Below are 19372 nucleotides of genomic sequence, written 5' to 3'. Positions count from 1 at the left end.
GGGTGCGTCGTCAGGCGAAGGGGATCCACGCCCGATCGGTCAGCGTGCCCGCGTCGCTGACCTTGAGGCCGGCGTCGGACAGGGTCCACAGGTCGTCGCCGATGACGAGGGATCGGCGGATGCCCTGGTCGGCGGGGGCGAAGTCGCTCCTGGCGGGCTGCCGCGGGTGGCTGACGACGCCCAGCTTGGTGATCTCATGGTCGCCCACCCGCAGGGCGAGGGCGGCGCTCCCCGCGATCCCGCCGTCGGCCCAGTTCGCGAGCGGGAGCACGGCCAGCCCGGTGGCGGGCCAGTAGAGGAAGGCGTGCGGGTCCCACTCGGCCTCGGAACCGGACTGCTCCTGGTGGAACCGCGACAGCACGGCGGGCGCGGCCGGGTCGGCGACGTCGAACAGCGAGATCTGCGTGCCGAGCATGCGGCCCTCCCCGCTCGCCTCCTGCCCGACGCCGATCAGCCGCCCCTCGCCCGCCGGGTGGAGATAGGCGGAGAAGCCGGTGATCTTCAACTCGCCGGTGACCTTCGGCGCGGCCGGGTCCCGCAGGTCCAGCGCGTAGAGGGGGTCGGTCTGGCGGAACGTCACCACGTAGCCGAGGCCGTCCATGAACCGCACCGAGTGGATCCGCTCGCCCCTGCCGAGGCCCGTCACCGAGCCGGTCTGTGCGAGCGTGCCGGCGTCGAGCACGTACACGCCGCTCTCGCTGCCGCCCGGGCTCGCCCCGAACACCTCCGCGCCGCTGGTCGTCGCCACCCGCAGATGGCCGTCGTACTCCGACAGGGAGTACTGGTTCAGCAGGCGGCCCGGCACAGAGCCGGAGGTGACGTAGCGGGGGGCGCCGGGGGCGGAGACGTCGAAGCGGTGCACCTCCGTGCGCTCGGGCGGCGCCTGCGGCGTCGACATGGCGGCCGAAGTCTCGGGGATCGGCACCACGTCGACCGGGCGGGCCGCCCACCACCGGGGATTGCTGGTGACATAGAGGCTGCCCGCCGTGCCGTACACCGTGTCGCCGTCGGCCGCGACCGCGATCGGGGTGAGTGCGCCGAACGGCGTGGCGGCGGCCAGGTCGATCGTGTGGATGGTCAGCATCGAGGTGCCGGTGAACTGCTCGGGGTGGCTGACCCGGTCGCAGCCGACCCGCCCGGTGCGGCTCGCGCCGCCGGACTCGACGTCGTACGACGGCAGCCACGCGTCGGCGGGGGCGGACAGCACGGCCTGGCGGTTGGCTTCGAGCAGATCCTTCTCCGGCTCGTTCCCCTTCGGCGCCGGGAAGGCGATCGCCGGCTGGGACCGGACGACGAGCCGCACCGTGGAGCCGGTCTGCCGGGCGTCGACGTGCTGTCCGGTCACGGTAATCGCGCCGAGGACGCGCGGCTCGCCGGACAGGTCCACGAGGACGTATCTCGGGCCGCCGGCGCCGGCCCTGGTCTTGGCCGTCGCCCCGAACGGGATGATCCCGCCGCCCTGGAACAGCACGAGCGCGCGGTCGCCCTGGACCAGCAGGTCGGCCTGGGCCCACGACTGGTCCTCGGCGACGAGCCGCAGCGTTCCGGTGACCTTCCGGCTTTTGGCGTCCACGACGCGCAGCACGCCCCTCGTGACCGTGATCACCCGGTTGCCGTCGGTCTTGACCAGGTCGGGCTCGTCCACGCCCGCCTCGTGCGTGTTCGTGGTCGAGTGCGACGGCTGCCCGGCCGTCGTCTCCTTGGCGGCGGCGACGTCCGAACGGGCGGCGAAGAGCATGTTCTCCCCGAATCCCCAGGGGGTCACGTTCCGCGCGGCCGCCTGCCGCAGCCCTTCGGTCAGCTCGTCACAGTCGCTGTAGGCGACGAGCCGCACCCTGCCGGTCAGGTCGGCCGGGGAGGGCGGGAAGTCCTGTGCCGTACGGCCACCCGCGCAGCCCGTGGCTCCCGTGGCCAGCAGCGCGGCGAGAACGCCCGCCGTACGAATCGATGTCCTCATGCCCCCAAGACGGATCGGATCCCGCACCGGTTCGACGTTCCCGGGTGCCTTGGAACCCAAGCTACAATCTAGGGCTATTAGGAAATAGCTAATTGCCTTAGGAAGAGGAGCGGGCGGATGGGGCGGGCCGGGTTGACGGCGGATCGGGTGACGCTCGCCGGCGCCGAGCTGGCGGACGAGGTCGGGCTCGACCACGTGACCATGTCGGCGGTGGCGCGCCGGCTCGGGGTGAAGGACGCCAGCCTCTACGCGCACGTACGCAACCTCGAGGACCTGCGCGGGCGGATCGCGCTGCTGGCGGCGGACGAGAAGACCCTCCGTATCGCGGAGGCGATCGCCGGGCGGGCCGGGAAGGACGCGCTGGTGGCGTACGCGAACGCCTGGCGGCAGTACGCCCACGACCACCCGGGCCGATACATGGCGACGCAGATCCCGATACAGATCGATCCCGAGCTCGTGGCCCGGGCGCCCGGACCACGACGCGCCGTCGAGCTGACCTACGGCATGCTGCGCGCCTACGCGCTGGCGGAACCCGACCTGACCGACGCGGTCCGGCTGATGCGCAGCACACTGCACGGCTTCACCAGCCTCGAGGCCGCGGGCGGGTTCGCGCACGCGCGCCCGGCGGAGGACTCCTGGGTCCGCTGCCTCGACGCCCTGCACACCCTCCTCGAGCACTGGCCCCCGCACGACGAAGGAGACCCCGCATGACCAGCCCGACCACCGGCCGCCTGCGCGTGGACGGCGCCACCCTGCACTACGAGGTGCGCGGCACGGGCCCGCTCCTGCTGCTGATCCCCGGCGGCACGGGCGGCGCGGCCGCCTACGACGGGGTCGCCGACGACCTGGCCGCCGATTACACGGTCGCGTCCTACGATCCGCGCGGCCTCACCCGCAGCCCGCTGGACGACCCGGAGGCGGGGCAGTCGGTCGCGCGGCACGCCGACGACGCGGTGCGGCTGCTTGACCTGCTGTCCCCGGACGCGCCCGCCCTCGTGGCCGGCTGCAGCTCCGGCGCGATCGTCGCGCTGCACCTGCTCACCACCCACCCCGAGCGCGTCGAACGCGTCGTGGCGCACGAGCCGCCGGTGGTCGAGGTGCTGCCGGACGCCGCCGAGCACCGGGCGCTGCTCGCCCGCGTCCGGGACACGTTCCGCCGGGAGGGACTGATGCCCGCCGCCGCGGTGTTCGCGGCCGGTCTCAGGCGGCCCGGTGACCCCGTCGAGCCCCCGGCGGCCGCCGAGCTGCCGCCGCAGGCGGCGGCCCGAGCCGAGCGGACGATGGCGGATATGTCCTACTTTCTCGGGCGAATCGTGCCGAGCTTCATGGCGTACACGCCGGACGTGGACCGCCTGGAGACCCTGTCGGACCGGCTCGTGCTCGCGGCCGGAGCGGACTCGCGCGGTGAGCTGCCCTACCGTCCCGCCGCCTTCCTGGCCGAACGCTTCGGCACGGAGCTCGTCCACTTCCCCGGCGGCCACGTGGGGCTCACCACGCATCCCGCGGAGTTCGGGAAGACGCTCCGCGCGGTGCTGAGCGCGTAACCGCGGCGCGAGGGTCGTTACCTACCGGTAGCCACGAGCGGAGCTCCGGAATATTCTTCCGCCATGGGTGCCATGAATCGGACGCTCGACGCGGCCATGGTCGACCGGATCCTCACGCACGTCTCCTCGGAGGGCAAGACGCGGGAGATCCTCGCGCCGTTCACCGGCGAGGTCCTGGCCGAGGTTCCGATCTCCACGCCCGAGGACGTGCGGGCGGCGTACGCCAGGGCCAGGCAGGCGCAGGAGGCCTGGGCGGCGCTGCCGGTCCGTGAGCGGATCAGGCCCTTCCTGCGGCTCCACGACGCGATGCTCGACCGGCGCCGGGAGCTGCTCGACGTGGTGCAGTGGGAGACGGGCAAGGCGCGCCGCCACGCGTACGAGGAGCTCGCGGACGTGGTGGGCTGCACGCTCTACTACGCGCGGCGGGCGTCCGGGCTGCTGGAACCGCAGCGCAGGCAGGGCATCTTCCCGATCGCCACCCGCACGACCGAGCTGCGCCACCCCAAGGGCACGGTCGCGGTGATCAGCCCGTGGAACTACCCGCTGGCCCTCGGTGTCACCGACGTGGTCCCCGCCCTGATCGCGGGCAACGCCGTCGTGCACAAGCCGGACACCCAGACCCCGCTGTCCACGCTGTGGACGATCGACCTGCTGGTCGAGCTGGGCATGCCGCGCGACATCTGGCAGGTCGTGCTCGGCGATCCGGAGGACATCGGCGACCCGCTGATGGACGGCGCCGACTACGTCGCGTTCACCGGCTCGACGCGCGGCGGGCGCAGGATCGCCGAGGAGGCGGCCAAGCGGCTCATCGGCTGCTCGCTGGAGCTCGGCGGCAAGAACCCGATGATCGTGCTCGACGACGCCGACCTCGACGTCGCCGCGCAGGGCGCGATCCGGGCCTGCTTCACCAACGCCGGGCAGCTGTGCATCTCGATCGAGCGTCTCTACGTGCACGAGGCCGTCGCCGGCGCCTTCCGCGACAAGTTCGTGCGGGCGGTGCAGAACATGAAGATCGGCCCCGGGCTCGACTGGGACCCGCAGATGGGCTCGCTCACCTCGCAGCGGCAGCTCGACGGCGTCGCCGCGCACGTCGAGGACGCGGTCGCCAAGGGCGCCACGGTGCTGACGGGCGGCCGCCCGCGTCCCGACCTCGGCCCGTTCTTCTACGAGCCGACCGTCCTCGACGGTGTCGGCGAGGACATGGCCGTCTGCCGGGACGAGACGTTCGGGCCGGTCGTGTCGCTCTACCGCTTCAGGGACGAGGACGAGGCGGTCCGCGCGGCCAACGACACGGCGTACGGGCTGAACGCCTCGATCTGGACCGGGGACGTCGCGCGGGGCCGCCGCCTCGCCGCCCGGATCAAGGCGGGCACCGTCAACATCAACGAGGGGTACGGCTCGGCGTACGCGTCCTACGACGCGCCGATGGGCGGGATGAAGTCGTCCGGGCTCGGCCGCCGCCACGGGACCGAGGGCCTGCTGAAGTACACGGAGGTCCAGACGGTGGCGAGCCAGGCCACGTGGCTGGGCTTCGAGCCGATCCTCGGCATGACCTACGACAGGTACGCCGACACGCTCGCGGGGCTGCTCAAGACCATGAAGCGGCTGCACCTCAAGTGAGAAGGAAGGCGGGACGTTGGACTACGACGTCGCGGTGATCGGGTCGGGGTTCGGCGGGAGCGTGACCGCGCTGCGGCTCACCGAGAAGGGCTACTCGGTCGGCGTCCTCGAGGCCGGCCGACGGTTCGACGAAAAGACCCTGCCGAAGACCTCGTGGCGGGCCAGGGACTTCCTGTGGGCCCCCGCGCTCGGCCTGAAGGGCATCCAGCGCATCCACGTCCTGCGCGGCTCCAACGGCGTGATGGTGCTGGCCGGCGCGGGCGTGGGCGGCGGCTCGCTCGTCTACGCCAACACGCTCTACGAGCCCCTCGACCCGTTCTTCCAGGACCCCCAGTGGTGCCACATCACCGACTGGAAGGCGGAGCTCGCGCCCTACTACGACCAGGCCAAGCGGATGCTGGGCGTGGTGGAGAACCCCACGGTGACCGCCGCCGACGAGGTGATGAAGAAGGTCGCCGAGCGGATGGGCGTCGGCCACACCTTCCACCTCGCCCCGGTCGGGGTGTTCTTCGGCGAGCCCGGCGTCGAGGTCGACGACCCCTTCTTCGGCGGCGTGGGGCCGCGCCGCCGCGGCTGCGTCGAGTGCGGCGAGTGCATGACCGGCTGCCGGCACGGCGCCAAGAACATGCTGATCAAGAACTACCTCTACCTGGCCGAGAAGGCCGGGGCGAAGGTCCACCCCGAGACCACAGTGACCGGGGTGCGGCCCGTCGAGGGCGGTTACGAGATCACGGTGAAGCGCACCGGGGCCCTCTTCGGCCCCACCCGCACGCTGACCGCCGCCCAGGTGGTCTTCGCCGCAGGCACGTACGGCACGCAGCACTTGCTCCACCGGCTCAGGGCGACCACGCTGCCCCGGATCTCGCCCCGGCTCGGCGCGCTGACCAGGACGAACTCCGAAGCGCTGCTCGGCTTCGAGCGGCCGACGGCGAAGGGCGGCAAGCTCAACCACGGCGTGGCGATCACCTCCTCGATCCATCCGGACGCGGAGACGCACATCGAGCCGGTCCGGTACGGCGACGGCTCCAACGCCATGGGCCTGCTGCGCACGCTGCTCGTGGACGGCGGCGGCCGGGCCCCGCGCTGGCTGAAGTTCCTCGGCGCCGCGCTGCGGCGGCCGCACCTGCTGCCCCGGCTGTTCAACCACCGCAGGTGGTCCGAGCGCACGGTCATCGCCCTGGTCATGCAGGCCAAGGACAACTCGATCACGCTGTCCCTGAAGGGCGGCAGGCTGCGGGCGGGACCGGGCCACGGCGAGCCGAACCCCACCTGGATCCCCGCCGGGCACGAGGCCGTCCGCCTGGCGGCCGAGGAGATCGGCGGCCTTCCCGGCGGCTCCTGGCTCGACCTGTTCGACGTACCGGCGACGGCGCACTTCCTCGGCGGCTGCGCGATCGGCGACTCGCCCGAGACCGGCGTGATCGACCCCTACCACCGGGTCTACGGATACGAGGGCCTGCACGTCGTGGACGGCTCGGCCGTGTCGGCCAACCTCGGCGTGAACCCCTCCCTCACGATCACCGCGCAGGCCGAGCGGGCGATGGCGCTGTGGCCCAACAATGGTGAGCCCGATCTTCGGCCCGCCCTCGGCTCGCCGTACGCGCGGCTCACGCCGGTCGCGCCCGTGCGGCCGGTCGTCCCGCCGTCCGCCCCGGCCGCGCTCCGCCTGCCCATCGTGGAGATCACCCACCGCGAGGCCCCCGGCTCCCCACCCCCGGCGGAGCCCGCGCCCTCCTGATCCGGCAGCCGACCGGCCCATCGTAAAGATCTTCACGGCGGTTTACGCTCGACGCGTGCAGGCCGAGGGACCCAGCGGGACGGCGCTTCACGCGGCGGCGGCGCGCGCCGCGCACCTGATCGTCGACGGCGAGCCGGTCGTCTTCCGTGATCCGCTGGCATACCCCCTGCTCGGGGAGTGCGCGGAGGAGCTGGTGGGCCTTCATCGCGCGACGGGCGCTCATCCCGTGCTCGCCGGGCTGCGCGCGGCCGTCGTCACCCGGAGCCGCTACACCGAGGACCGCCTGGCCGGCGCCGTACGGCGCGGCGTCCGCCAGTACGTGATCCTCGGCGCGGGACTGGACACCTACGCCTGCCGGTCGGCCTCGGGTCCCGTGCGGGTCTTCGAAGTGGACCACCCGGCCACCCAGCGCTGGAAACTGGAGGCGATGGAGCGCGCCGGTCTCCCGGCGCCGCCCCGCCTCACGTACGTCCCCGCGGACCTGGAGGCCGACCGCGCGGCCGACCGGCTGGCCGCGCACGGCTTCGATCTCGCCCGGCCCGCGTTCGTGAGCTGGCTCGGCGTCACCGCGTATCTCACCCGTGAGGCCGTCGCCCGTACGCTGGCCGGGCTCGGCCGCCTCGCCCCCGGCAGCGAGATCGTCGTCGACCACCTGCTGCCCGAGGCCTCGCGCGGCCCGCGCGCCCGGGCGTACGCCGAGACCCTGATGCCGCTGGTGGCCGGGCACGGCGAGCCCTGGCTGACGTTCCTGAGCCCGGCGGAGGCGGCGGACCTGCTGGAGGAGCACGGCTTCGAGGTGATCGAGCAGGCGCCGGAGCGCGACGCCGTCGATCCCGCGTTCTGGGCGCGCACCGACGCGCTGGCCTCCAGTGAGATCTCGGTGCTGACCCGCGCCCGCCCGCCCGGCCGCCCGCGTGGTGCGGCCGGGCGGGACGCGTCACCGCGCCGATAGACTGGCGTTACCGCCTCGCTGCCTTCATGGGGGTCCTTTCCAGTGTCTGAGTTCGACACGGTCCTCGTCGTGGACTTCGGCGCGCAGTACGCGCAGCTGATCGCACGACGGGTGCGTGAGTGCCACGTCTACTCCGAGATCGTCCCGTCGACCATGCCGGTCTCCGAGATGCTGGAGAAGAAGCCGAAGGCGATCATCCTGTCCGGCGGTCCGTCGTCGGTGTACGCCGAGGGCGCCCCGCCGGTCCCGGACGGCCTGTTCGAGACCGGGGTGCCGACCTTCGGCATCTGCTACGGCTTCCAGGCGATGGCCCGGGCGCTCGGCGGCGAGGTCGCCAGGACCGACTCCGCCGAGTTCGGCGGGACCGCGCTCCAGGTCCTCAAGGAGGGCCTGCTGTTCGCCGGGCTGCCCGTGGCGCAGACCGTCTGGATGTCGCACGGGGACTCCGTGGTCGGCGCCCCGGCCGGGTTCGCCGTCACGGCCGCCACCGACGCCACCCCGGTCGCCGCGATGGAGGACCCCTCCCGCGGCCTGTACGGCGTGCAGTTCCACCCCGAGGTGCTCCACTCCGAGCACGGGCAGCAGGTGCTCAAGCACTTCCTGGAGGCGGCCGGGTGCCGTCCCTCCTGGACCATGCTCAACATCGTCGAGGACGCCGTCGAGGCCGTGCGCGCCCAGGTGGGCGACGGCCGGGCGATCTGCGCGCTGTCGGGCGGGGTCGACTCCGCCGTCGCCGCCGCCATCGTGCAGCGGGCCATCGGCGACCGGCTCACCTGTGTCTTCGTCGACCACGGGCTGCTGCGCAAGGGCGAGGCCGAGCAGGTCGAGCGCGACTTCGTCGAGGCGACCGGCGTCAAGCTCCGCGTCGTGGACGCCGCCGAGCGCTTCCTCAAGGCGCTGTCGGGCGTCACCGACCCGGAGGAGAAGCGCAAGATCATCGGACGGGAGTTCATCCGGGTCTTCGAGGACGAGCAGCGCGCGATCCTCGCCGACGGGCCGGTGGACTTCCTCGTGCAGGGCACGCTCTACCCGGACGTGGTCGAGTCCGGCGGCGGCACCGGCACCGCGAACATCAAGTCGCACCACAACGTCGGCGGGCTGCCCGAGGATCTCAAGTTCGCGCTGGTCGAGCCGCTGCGCACGCTGTTCAAGGACGAGGTGCGGCGGGCCGGCGAGGAGCTCGGCCTGCCCCCGGCCATGGTCTGGCGCCAGCCGTTCCCCGGGCCCGGCCTCGGCATCCGGATCATCGGCGAGGTCACCCGCGAGCGCCTCGACCTGCTCCGCGAGGCCGACGCGATCGCCCGCGAGGAGCTCACCCGCGCCGGTCTCGACCGCGACATCTGGCAGTGCCCTGTCGTGCTGCTGGCCGACGTCCGCTCGGTCGGCGTGCAGGGAGACGGCCGCACCTACGGCCATCCCGTCGTCCTGCGGCCGGTGACCTCCGAGGACGCCATGACCGCCGACTGGTCGCGGGTGCCGTACGACGTGCTGTCGCGTATCTCCACCCGCATCACCAACGAGGTCCGCGAGGTCAACCGCGTGGTCCTCGACGTGACGAGCAAGCCGCCGGGCACCATCGAGTGGGAGTGATCCGGGATCGATGAGTGGAGATCAACCGGATTGATCCCGGCCGTGCCGGATAGGGTATCGCGGTGATTGCCACTCAGCCCGACACCGCTCGCTCCGGCGCCAAGGCCACCAGGCTCGCCTGGCTGGACGCCCTGCGGGGGATCGGCGCGATGGCGGTGGTCGCCGAGCACGCGCTGCCCTGGCTCATGCCGTCGTTGCGCCCCTACTGGTTCAGCCTCGGCATGTACGGCGTGCTGGTCTTCTTCCTGGTCAGCGGGTACATCATCCCCGCGTCCCTGGAGAACAGGGGCGACGTCGGGGCGTTCTGGGTCAGCCGGGTCTTCCGGCTGTACCCGCTGTATCTGCTGGTGATCGCCCTCGTGCTCGCGATGGCGTTCTGGGTTCCGGTGCGCCAGGAGGTGCCCCGGGACCCCTCGGCCGTGGCCGCGCACGTGACCATGCTGCTCGACGTCGTGCACACCGGCGCCCTCGCCGACCCCATGTGGACGCTGTCGTACGAGATGGTGTTCTACCTGCTGGTGACCGCGTTGTTCGTGGGCGGCGTGCACCGGCGCAGCGGGACGCTGGCGATCGCCTTCGGCGTCGTGGCGGTCGGCGCCGGGCTGGTGCTGTCGGCGCCGCTGCTGCCGGGGCCGTGGCCCGCCGTCGCCACCGGTGTGCTGTTCGTCGCGGGCCTGGCCTGCCTGATCACCGGCCGGTTCCGGACGGTCGCGGCGTACGCGCTGGGTCTGACGGCGCTCGTGCTGCTCGTGTTCGGCAGCTTCGTGCCGTGGTTCGGCGCGGCCATCCTCGCGGTGATGTTCACGGGGACGGCGCTGTACCGGTGGGAGCGGGGGACGGCCGGGCTCGGCCCGGTCGTGGCCGCGGCGGCCCTGGTGGCCGCCGCGCCGGTGTGGTCGATCCAGGCGGGCTGGTGGTGGGTGCAGCCCGACGTGTGGATCATCACGATGGTCCTCGCCGGCGGGACGTTCGCGCTCGGCATGGCGCTGCGCGGGCGGCGCGTCCCCGGCGTGCTGACCTGGCTCGGCCTGATCAGCTACTCGGTCTACCTGCTGCACCACCCGCTGCTCAAGTATCTGAACGTGCTCGCCGGCGACCTGCGGTCGCTCGCGCCGACCGGCCGGACGGCTCTCGCACTCGGCTATCTCGTGGCGCTGCTCACGCTGAGCTGGCTCACCTACCGCTTCGTCGAGGCGCCGGCCCAGGCGCTGGGCCGCAGGATCATTCGACGGCGGCGGTCGTCGCCGTCCCCGAGCGGTCGGGATATACCTGTCCCGGGGTGAGCTCCTCGCCCTCCAGCAGGGTGGACACCGTCACGAAGCTGTAGCCCTCGGCGGTCAGCGTCTGGAGCACCTCGGGCATCGACTGCACGGTCTCCTTGACGGTCTCGTGCATCAGCACGACCTCGCCCTCGCCGGCCACGTCGAGGGCCCGGCCGGTGAGCAGGTCCACGTGCCGGTAGTCCTTGATGTAGTCCTTCGTGGCGGTCGTGCCGGGCACCTGGAGGAGCCCGAACTTGGCGGTGATCTCCTGCACTCCGCCGTTGCGCAGCCCGCCGGGGGCGCGGAAGAGCTTCGGGGCCTTGCCCGTCGTCTTCTGGATCAGCCGCTGGGTGTCGCCGATCTTCTTGTTGATCTGGGCGTACGTGAGCTCGGTCAGGTAGCTGGCGTCCCACGAGTGGTTGCCGATCTCGTGGCCCGCCTTGGCGATCTGCTGAGTGAGCTTCGGATGCTTCTTCACCTCCGTCCCGATGACGAAGAACGTCGCCTTGGCCTTGTATTCGGCGAGGGTCTTCAGCAACGTCTGGGTGTACGGCCCCGGACCGTCGTCGAAGGTCAGGGCGATGCACTTGTGGGTCGCGCAGTACGGCTCATCGGTCCCGCGAGCCTGCGCGGGAGTGGCGGTGGCCGCCGCGAGGGCGCACGCGACGGCCACAGGGATCAGACGACGTACAGCCATGGGGATACTCCTCGGGAATCTATAACGCGGCATCGTAACGTGCTTCGCGGCACTTCCTCCTCGTCAGTCCGGTTCCGTACCGCCGGAAAACCCGCGCCCACCTGCGGCGGGGAGCGATTAAACCTTCGGCCAAGGAAGGGGCTAAGGCGGCCCCGTCCGGAGCGGGGTTCGCGATGCTGGGCCGGTCGGAAGAGGAACCGGGCAGTGTGAGGAGGGCGGGTGACGCGAGCCGCCTCCCGGTCGGCGTGGGGGACGTGGATCGGGTTCGAGTCCTGTCCCGCGCTGCTCGGCCGCCTCGTCGAGGACTTCACCGGTCCCTGGACACCGCTGGAAGACGTCCCCGTTCCCGTGCCGCCGCCGCTTGCGGCGGGCGACGCGGACGCGAGCCCCGGCGCCTACTCCGCCCTGCCGTGCGCGAACGGCACGAAGGGTGGGAAGGGCGCGGACGGCAGTGATGGCGCGAACAGCGGGGACGGCGCGGATCGTGCGGACCGGCCGCCGGACGGCACCGGTGCGATCGGATGCGTCGTGCTCGCCGTGCGGTCCCCGGCCGATCTGCGCAGGGCGGTGCCGCTGCGTGGCCTGCTGCCCACGGCGACACGGGTGCGGATCGCCGTCGCCGACGTGCCGCCCTGGGCGGCCCAGCCCCTGCCGGTCGCCACGCCGGGCGCCTGCTGGCGTCACCTGGCCGAGCTACGGGTCACCCGCCGCAGGCGCGGCTGGCACCTGGACGCCGCCTTCACCGAGCCCGTGCCGGCCGGCGACGTCGTGGCCCACGTGGCGCGCGGCCTGTTCGGCGCGTGCGGGGCGACGACTCCCGTCGCGGGCCTGGAGGGCGGCGGCACGGCCGACTGGCGGCCCGGCGACCCGAACGTGACGTTGTCGCCGCCCGGCGGGCCGGTGCCGGACCGCCGCGACGCCCCCGGCTGCGACCTGCCGCTGCGCCGGGCGCACGCGGACGGCCCGGTGGTCGTCGGCCCTCTGATCGACGGCCGGACGGATGGCGGCCCGGTGGTCGGTGGCCCGGTGGCCGGCGGGCCGGTGGAGGACGGTCTGGCGCCGCCGCTGGACGAGGCCGTGGTCAACCCCATCGGGTTCCGCCGGCAACCCTCGCGGGGGATGGCGGCGCTCGCCGCGCACCGGGACGGGTTCGCCGTCGCCCTCGGCGCGGACAGGCTCGTACGGATCCCGGCCGCGGGACGGGTCACGGATGTGGACGTCGCCCGGCTGCGGGACGTACGCGGGATCGAGGTGCCCGCGATCGGCCCCCATGCGGGGGAGGGGCGGGCGAGAGCGGTCGCCCGCGTCGTCGCCGCCCTCGCCGCCGCCGGGATCCCGGTGCTCGCCGCACCCGATCCCGCCCGCGACCGGGCGCTCGGCCCCTGCCTGTCCGCCGCGCTCGCGGCCGTGACCGGCGAGGCGATCGCGTCCGACCTGCGCCGTGAGGAGCTGAGCATCCGCCTGCGCAGGGCCGCGCTGCGCGAGCACGGGGCCGCCGCCCGCTGGCGGCGTCTCGCCCCGGCCGCCGGCCTGCCGGTGCCGCCGGAGCCGCGGGTCTCGATCCTGCTGTGCACGCGCCGCCCGGAGATGGTGCCGTTCGCGGTCGGGCAGATGGAGCGCCAGCGCGGCGTGAGCGCCGAGCTGATCGTGGGCCTCCACGGCTTCACGGCGAGGGAGACGGCGATCCCCCGCACGCGGCTGCCGCTCACCGTGATCGAGGCCCCGGCCACCACGCCGTTCGGCGAGGTCCTGAACCGGATGGCGGCCGCCGCGTCCGGGTCGTACCTGACGAAGGTGGACGACGACGACTGGTACGGCCCCGACCACCTCGCCGACCTCCTGCTCGCCCGGCACTACAGCGGCGCCGACCTCGTCGGGACGGCGGCGGAGTTCGTCTACCTGGAGTCGCTCGACGTGACGATCAGGAGATGCATCGGCACCGAGCGGTTCGCGCCGCTCGTGGCCGGGGGCACGATGCTGGTCACCCGGGCGGCGTTCGAGGCGGCCGGCGGGTTCCGGCCGCTGGCGAGGACCGTGGACGGCCAGCTCCTGCAGGCGGTGGAGGCCGTCGGCGGCCGGATCTACCGCACCCACGGCCTCGGCTACGTGCTGCGCCGCCGCAGCGCGTACGGCCACACCTGGCGCCAGCCCGTGCAGTCGTTCCTCGCGGCCTATCAGGAGCAGTGGCGCGGGCTGGTCTTCAACGAGCTGATGGAGGACGGTGCCCCATGGCGGGCGGAGGTGAGGACGTGACGGGGGCTGTGCGCATCCCGCTCAACGACTACGGGGTGCTCGGGGAGCCGCCCGCGCCCGGGGAGTGGACCCCCACGCGGACGGTGAGCGTGGTGATCCCCGCCTCCCGCGCGGAGCGCACGCTGCCGCTCACGCTGGCCGGCCTGGCCCGGCAGACCTACCCGGCCCACCTCATGGAGGTCCTGGTGGTGGACGACGGCGACCGGCCCATGGCGCCGCTGCCCGACTCGTCGGCCGGGCCGCTGCCGGAGCGGCTGCGGGTGGTCCGCCCGCGCGGCGGGGCGTGGGGCAGGGCGAGCGCCTGCGCGGCGGGGGCCGAGGCGGCACAGGGGGAGGTGATCCTCTACCTGGACGCCGACCTCGTGCTGTTCCCCAAGCACGTGGAGGCCCAGATGCGCTGGCATCACCTGGCCGACTACCTGGTCGTGCTCGGGCACCTGCGGTTCGTGCCCGGTCTGGACGAGGTCCCGGCGAGCGAGGTGCTCGCGGCCGTCGAGGCGGGCGCGGTGCACAAGCTCTACGCAGAGGAGGACGCCACGCCGCAGTGGACCGAGCGGCGCTGGGACCAGACCGACGACCTGCGGGCGGCCGGGTTCAACGCCTTCTCCGTCATGGTCGGGGCCACCGCGTCGCTGCCGGCCCGCCTGCTGCGCGCCGCCGGCGGGCTGGACGCCTCGCTGGTCCTCGGCGAGGACACCGAGCTCGGCTACCGGCTGGCCCAGGCGGGGGCCGTGTTCGTGCCCGACCGGCACAGCCGGTGCTGGCACCTCGGCCGGTCCACCGTCATGCGCAGGGAGGCCGACGTGAAGCGGCACAACTGGCCCCACCTCGCCGAACGCGTCCCGAGCTTCCGCTGGCTGCGCAGGCACCCCCACCGCTCCTATCTGGTGCCGTACGTCGACGTCGTGGTCGAGGTGGGGGACGCGTCGTTCGAGGAGGTCAGGGCGACCGTCGACGCCGTGCTCGCCGGGCGCCTGCCCGACGTGCGGGTGACCGTCGTCGGGCCCTGGGGGCGGCTCGGCGGCGGACGGCGCGACCCGCTCGGCGATCCCTCCCTCGACCTCCGGCTGGTGCTCGCGTGTTACCGGGGCGAGCCGCGCGTGCGGTTCCTCGAGGCCGTGCCGGACGACTGTTTCCCCGTGCCGTTCCGCTTCCACTGCCCGGCGGGCTGGGTGCCCTCGCGGGGCACCATCGGGTCGGTCGTGAAGCACGCCGACCGGCAGCGGCTGGGCATCGTCTCGCTGGCGCTGGACGAGCGGAAGGACGGCCGCGTGGTCAGCGCCCGGCTGGAGCGCACCGCCGCGATGAGCCGCGCCCGGCGGTGCGCCGGGCCGGGGGACGACCTCGACGACCTGGTCCACGAGATGTACGGCACGGTGTGGGACGCGGGTTCCACGTGGGGCTTCCTGCCCGCCGCGCTCGCCGCGGCCACGGTGCCGCCGCTGCCCGGCCGCGCGTCGGCGAAGGCTTCGGGCGAGGCGGGTGCTCCGCGTGCGGCCCGCTCAGTGCCGTCGCTCCGCTCGGTTTCTGAATCGCTTCGCTCGATGCCGAAATCGCTCCGCATGGTGCGTGGATCGCTTCGCTTGGCGCCCAAACCGCTCACCCGCTCGGTGCCCAGGCCGCTGCGCCGCACCGCGCGGGTGCTCCGCAGGCGCCTGCGTGCGCTCGTGCGCCCGGCCTGAGCCGGGCCGACCACCGAAATCCGACCACCGAACTCCGACCACCGAACTCCGACCTCCGACCTCCGATCGCCGTTCCGCCGACTCGCAAGGACCAGCCATGTCCCGCCTGAGCGTGATCGTCCCCATCTACGACGTGGAACCGTACCTCGCCGGATGCCTGGCCTCGGTCGCCGCGCAGACCTGGCAGGACGTCGAGGTCGTCATGGTCGACGACGGCTCACCGGACGGCAGCGCCGAAATCGCCGCCGCCTTCGCGGCGCGGGACCGCCGGTTCCGGCTGGTCCGCCAGGCCAACGCGGGGCTCGGCGCGGCACGCAACACGGGGGTGCGGCACGCCACCGGGGACTACCTGATGTTCCTCGACAGCGACGACCTGCTGCCGGCGCACGCCCTCGAATACCTCCTGGCGTCCCTGGAGCGTACGGGCTCGGATCTCGCCACGGGCAACGTGCTGCGCCTCGACGGGCGCGGCGCCCGTCAGTCGGCCATGCACCGGGCCGTGTTCGCCGACGCCGCCGCGGCGACCCACATCACCCGGACGCGCACGCTCCTGCGGGACCGCCTGGTGACCAACAAGCTGTGGCGCCGCTCGTTCTGGGACGCCCACGGGTTCGCCTTCCCCGAAGGCGTGCTGTACGAGGACATCGCCGTGGCCCTGCGCGCCCACTTCCTGGCGCGGGCCGTGGACGTGCTGCCCGCGCCGGTCTACCTGTGGCGGCGGCGCGAGGGCGGCGGCCGTTCGATCACGCAGGACAAGACGCGCGCGGCGCATCTGGAGGACCGGTTCGCCGCCGTCACCGAGGTCCGCCGCTTCCTCAGCGAGCACCACTTCACCGCGCACATCCACGCCTGGGACCACGCGGTCCTCGACGGCGACCTCACGAACTTCCTCGACGTGCTCGACCAGGGGTCCCCGGCGTTCCGGGAGCGCTTCCTCGACCTCGCCGCCCTCTACCTGGAGGACGTGGCGCCCCCCGTGCTCGACGGGCTGCCCGCCCTGCGGCGTCTGCAGTGGCATCTGGTGCGGCTGCGCCGCCAGGCCGACCTGCTGGAGGTCCTCGCCTGGGACCGGGAGGTGCACCCCGACCGGCGGCTCGTCCGCAGGATGGGCGGTCACCACCTGAACGTGCCCCTCGCGCGCTCCGCCGAGATCCCCGCCGCCGTCACCAGGGCCAGGGACGAGCTCGTCCCGCGGCACCGGATCGACGCGATCCGGTGGGAGGACGGCGTGCTCGTGGTGGAGGGCCGCGCCGCCGCGCCGTTCCTGCGGCCCACCCGGCGCGTGCACCAGCAGGTCTTCGCCGCCCTCGTCCACGAGCGGACCGGGCGGCGCGTCCGGGTGCCGGCCTCGGTCGTCAGGACCCGGATCTCCGCGAAGTCGAAGGAGCGCGACTGGGGCGGCTTCCGGTTGACGATCGACCCCGCGGAGCTGGCCAGGCCGGGCCGCCTCGGGCGGTGGCACGTGGAACTGCGTGTGCTCCACCGGGGCGTCCTGCGGCGCGGACGGCTGACCGACCCGCGCGCCGCCGCCTCGATCGCCGAGCAGGCGGGATACCGCGCCGTGGGCTCCGACCACTACGTCGCGCCGCTGCTCGGGGAGACCGGCGACCTCGTGCTCCGGGCCGGACGGGAGACCGCCCGGGTCGTCACCCACGAGGTGCGAGACGACCGGCTGCGCCTGGTGGGCCACGTCGTCAACGACCTCGGACCGAATCCGCTGCTCGAGGTCACCCGGCGTCCCGGCGGCGTCCCCCGCGCCTGTCCCGTGCACGTGGACCGGCGGACGTTCGAGGCCGTCGTCGACCTGCGCGACCTGCTGCCCGCGGGCCGGACCACCGCGTTCCGGGAGGCCGCGCCGGCGGAGGTCGCCGCGCCCGAGGTCTGGTGGGAGGTCGCGGTGCGGGCCGCCGACGGCACGGTCACGCCGGTGACCCTCGCCGAGGACGTGCCCATCGGCCGCTACGGCCTGGCCGGCCGGGAGATGGTCGTGTCGCGGGACCGCACCGGCGGCCTGATCCTGCGAGACCAGCCCGTCGCGGCGTACGCCGACCTCGCCGAGTGGCTGCCGGGCGGCGAGCTGCTCGTCGAGGGCGGCCTCGCCGTGCCGTACGAGATGTCGGCGCTGGTGGTGACCGCACTGAAGCCCGTTCCGGGGCGCGGGGAGTGGCTGCTGCCGATCGAGGGCGCGGGAACCCGCTTCCGGGCACGGCTGACGCCCGAGCGGGTGGGTTCGCCCGCCGGGCCGCTGCCGCTGCCGCGCGGCCGGTACGCCCTGTCGATCCGGGCACGCGCCGCCGAGGGAAGCTGGGCCGACCTGCCGCTGGAGTTCGACACGGACGTTCCGGCCGCTCACCAGACGGCCCGCCGTACGTTCGGGATCGTCACGACGGGCCCCGGCCGGGCCCTGCTGACCGTGAGCGGCGACCTGACCGCCGACGAGCGCGGCAGGAAGGCGCAGCGGGCGCTGCGCACGACGGCCTATCCCCAGATGAGGGACAGGCCGCTGCGGGACGCCGTCCTGTTCGACGGCGGCGCGGGCACCCGCTTCGGCGGCAGCCCGAGGGCCGTCTGCGAGGAGCTGCGCCGCCGGGGGTTCGACCTGCCGCTGCTGTGGAACGTACGGGACGGCCAGGTCGCCCTGCCGGGCGACGTCGAACCGGTGCGCACGCTGGGACGGGAGCACTACGAGGCCCTCGCGCGGTGCCGGTACGTCGTCACCGACGCGCCGCTGCCGCCGTGGTTCGAGCGCAGGCCCGGTCAGGCGGTGGTGCAGACCTGGCAGGGGCCCGTGTATCCGGGCAAGGACGCCTCCGGCGGCTTCGGGGCGGGTCAGTGGACCCATCTCGTCTCTCCGGGCCCGTGGTGGACGCCGCTGCTGCGGCGGACGCTCGGCTTCGACGGGGAGGTGCGGGAGACCGGACTGCCGTGCGACGACCTGCTGACCGGGCCCGGCGCCCGCGAGCGCGCCGGCGAGGTGCGGCGCCGCCTCGGCCTGCCGGAGCCCGCCCGCGTCCTGCTGTACGTCGCGGGGGAGCACGACACGCTCGACGCCGGGCGCCTGGCGGCCGGGCTCCCTGAGGACCACGTGCTGCTGGTCCGCCGTCCCTCGGCAGCCGGGCCGGACGACGCCCGGCTCCGCGACCTCACCGGCCATCCGGACCCGCACGAGCTGTACCTCGCCGCGGACGTCCTGGTCGCCGGGGAGGTGACGGCGGTGTTCGACTTCGCCGTGACGGGGCGGCCGGTGCTCCTGCACGCCGGCCGGCCGCGGGACCTGTGGCTCCTGCCCGAGGCGCCGGGGCCGGCGCTGCTGCGGGAGGCGGAGGTGCTCGACGCGGTCGCGCACCTCGACGAGGTCGCCGACAAGCACCGGGACGCGTACGCCGCGTTCCTGGCGAGGTACCGCCCGCTGGCCGACGGGCAGGCCGCCCGCCGGGTGGTGGACGGCCTGTTCGGCTGACCGCGGCGCCCGCGCCCTCCACGAGAAGTGGGCGGCCTGGGGAGCATCGGTCCGAGTGGTGGCACGACCAGGGACTGTGAGCGGAAGAGAGGCCCGGCAGTCGTACGACTGCCGGGCCTCCTTCACAGGTCCTGCACGTCGCCCCCCCGAACGCCGGGCTGCCGAGCCGGGGCGCGCCGTCACCTTCCGCGGGTCAGGCGAGCCGCCACTCCTGGTTGGGCCATCCGTTGCCGCAGGTCCACTGCACGATCCTCGCCTCGTCGGCGGTGCTCCGGCCGTAGACGTCCAGGCACTTGCCGCTGTGCCGGGCGACCAGATTGGCGACGAACTTCGCCTTGAGCCGGTCACCGCCGGCGGCGGTGGCGGCCGGCGCCAGGGTGAGCGAGCCGGCGAGCAGACAGGCGGCCACCGCGAGTGTCCGACCGGTCAGCGTGAATGCCATCGAGCCTCCTGAACTCGTGGGAGATCATGGAAGCTCTTGCCTACCACGCGTTATTACTCACTGTAACGTCGTTCTTTACTGTCCGTAGTCAAAGTGCGGGGCGGGTTACGGAGGGCTCGTGGGTCAAGAGGCGGCCAAGGGAGGGTAAGACGGTGTGGATCGGCCGGGTGCCGCC

At 73.6% G+C, this 19372-nt stretch carries 13 protein-coding genes; 10 read left to right on the top strand and 3 right to left on the bottom strand.

Features of this window, described 5'->3' with window-relative positions:
• Window positions 1-10: 10 nt before the first annotated feature.
• Window positions 11-1957, bottom strand: a complete 1947-nt coding sequence (locus AAH991_RS10540; protein WP_346225585.1) for a beta-propeller domain-containing protein — start codon at window positions 1955-1957, stop codon at window positions 11-13.
• A gap of 117 nt (window positions 1958-2074) precedes the next feature.
• On the opposite strand from AAH991_RS10540, the gene AAH991_RS10535 reads away from it, so the two are divergent.
• The 7 genes from AAH991_RS10535 (at window position 2075) to AAH991_RS10505 (ending at window position 10684) form a co-directional block, all read left to right on the top strand.
• A complete protein-coding gene (locus tag AAH991_RS10535) occupies window positions 2075-2668 on the top strand; it encodes a TetR/AcrR family transcriptional regulator (RefSeq protein ID WP_346225584.1) in 594 nt (197 codons plus the stop codon).
• Complete coding sequence (locus AAH991_RS10530; protein ID WP_346225583.1) at window positions 2665-3501, top strand: alpha/beta fold hydrolase; 837 nt, start codon at window positions 2665-2667, stop codon at window positions 3499-3501. Before AAH991_RS10535 ends, AAH991_RS10530 begins: the two co-directional genes overlap by 4 nt.
• Window positions 3502-3564: 63 nt before the next feature.
• Window positions 3565-5121, top strand: coding sequence for a succinic semialdehyde dehydrogenase (locus AAH991_RS10525; RefSeq protein ID WP_346225582.1), 1557 nt, complete (start codon window positions 3565-3567; stop codon window positions 5119-5121).
• 16 nt (window positions 5122-5137) lie between these two features.
• Window positions 5138-6859 carry an FAD-dependent oxidoreductase gene (locus AAH991_RS10520; protein WP_346225581.1) on the top strand — a complete coding sequence of 574 codons (1722 nt, stop codon included), beginning with the start codon at window positions 5138-5140 and terminating at the stop codon, window positions 6857-6859.
• 55 nt (window positions 6860-6914) lie between these two features.
• Entirely contained in the window at window positions 6915-7811 is an 897-nt protein-coding gene (locus AAH991_RS10515; RefSeq protein ID WP_346225580.1) for a class I SAM-dependent methyltransferase, read from the top strand.
• A 42-nt stretch (window positions 7812-7853) separates the two neighbouring features.
• Window positions 7854-9401, top strand: a complete 1548-nt coding sequence (gene guaA, locus AAH991_RS10510; protein ID WP_346225579.1) for a glutamine-hydrolyzing GMP synthase — start codon at window positions 7854-7856, stop codon at window positions 9399-9401.
• 62 nt (window positions 9402-9463) lie between these two features.
• Entirely contained in the window at window positions 9464-10684 is a 1221-nt protein-coding gene (locus AAH991_RS10505; RefSeq protein WP_346225578.1) for an acyltransferase family protein, read from the top strand.
• On the opposite strand, the gene AAH991_RS10500 is transcribed toward AAH991_RS10505, so the two are convergent.
• Window positions 10623-11360 (bottom strand): polysaccharide deacetylase family protein, encoded by a 738-nt coding sequence (locus tag AAH991_RS10500; RefSeq protein ID WP_346225577.1) that lies wholly within the window; start codon window positions 11358-11360, stop codon window positions 10623-10625. The two genes, AAH991_RS10505 and AAH991_RS10500, sit on opposite strands and share 62 nt — an antisense overlap.
• A 219-nt stretch (window positions 11361-11579) precedes the next feature.
• Here AAH991_RS10500 and AAH991_RS10495 point away from each other — a divergent pair, with 219 nt between their 5' ends.
• Genes AAH991_RS10495 through AAH991_RS10485 form a run of 3 tightly spaced genes read left to right on the top strand, consistent with a single transcriptional unit; the run spans window position 11580 to window position 18755 of the window.
• The gene (locus tag AAH991_RS10495; protein WP_346225576.1) at window positions 11580-13613 is read left to right on the top strand and encodes a glycosyltransferase family 2 protein; all 2034 of its coding nucleotides are present in this window, start codon (window positions 11580-11582) and stop codon (window positions 13611-13613) included.
• Window positions 13610-15295, top strand: a complete 1686-nt coding sequence (locus AAH991_RS10490) for a glycosyltransferase family 2 protein (protein ID WP_346225575.1) — start codon at window positions 13610-13612, stop codon at window positions 15293-15295. The genes AAH991_RS10495 and AAH991_RS10490 overlap by 4 nt, the downstream gene beginning before the upstream one ends.
• Entirely contained in the window at window positions 15183-18755 is a 3573-nt protein-coding gene (locus AAH991_RS10485) for a bifunctional glycosyltransferase/CDP-glycerol:glycerophosphate glycerophosphotransferase (RefSeq protein WP_507185142.1), read from the top strand. The genes AAH991_RS10490 and AAH991_RS10485 overlap by 113 nt, the downstream gene beginning before the upstream one ends.
• 193 nt (window positions 18756-18948) lie before the next feature.
• Here AAH991_RS10485 and AAH991_RS10480 read toward each other — a convergent pair whose 3' ends face one another.
• Window positions 18949-19197 carry an RICIN domain-containing protein gene (locus AAH991_RS10480; protein WP_346225573.1) on the bottom strand — a complete coding sequence of 83 codons (249 nt, stop codon included), beginning with the start codon at window positions 19195-19197 and terminating at the stop codon, window positions 18949-18951.
• Window positions 19198-19372: the final 175 nt, after the last annotated feature.

It is taken from the genome of Microbispora sp. ZYX-F-249 (assembly GCF_039649665.1).
GTDB classification, from domain to species: Bacteria; Actinomycetota; Actinomycetes; order Streptosporangiales; family Streptosporangiaceae; genus Microbispora; species Microbispora maris.
The sequence above is the reverse complement of the archived record's forward strand: the minus strand, read 5'-3'. Positions and strand labels throughout refer to the sequence as shown.

What these genes read in the sequence shown, in the direction of transcription:
- AAH991_RS10500 (WP_346225577.1), bottom strand. Translation starts at nt 11,360, where the DNA reads ATGGCTGTACGTCGTCTGATCCCTGTGGCCGTCGCGTGCGCCCTCGCG.
- AAH991_RS10525 (WP_346225582.1), top strand. Translation starts at nt 3,565, where the DNA reads ATGGGTGCCATGAATCGGACGCTCGACGCGGCCATGGTCGACCGGATC.
- AAH991_RS10480 (WP_346225573.1), bottom strand. Translation starts at nt 19,197, where the DNA reads ATGGCATTCACGCTGACCGGTCGGACACTCGCGGTGGCCGCCTGTCTG.
- AAH991_RS10535 (WP_346225584.1), top strand. Translation starts at nt 2,075, where the DNA reads ATGGGGCGGGCCGGGTTGACGGCGGATCGGGTGACGCTCGCCGGCGCC.
- AAH991_RS10540 (WP_346225585.1), bottom strand. Translation starts at nt 1,957, where the DNA reads ATGAGGACATCGATTCGTACGGCGGGCGTTCTCGCCGCGCTGCTGGCC.
- AAH991_RS10530 (WP_346225583.1), top strand. Translation starts at nt 2,665, where the DNA reads ATGACCAGCCCGACCACCGGCCGCCTGCGCGTGGACGGCGCCACCCTG.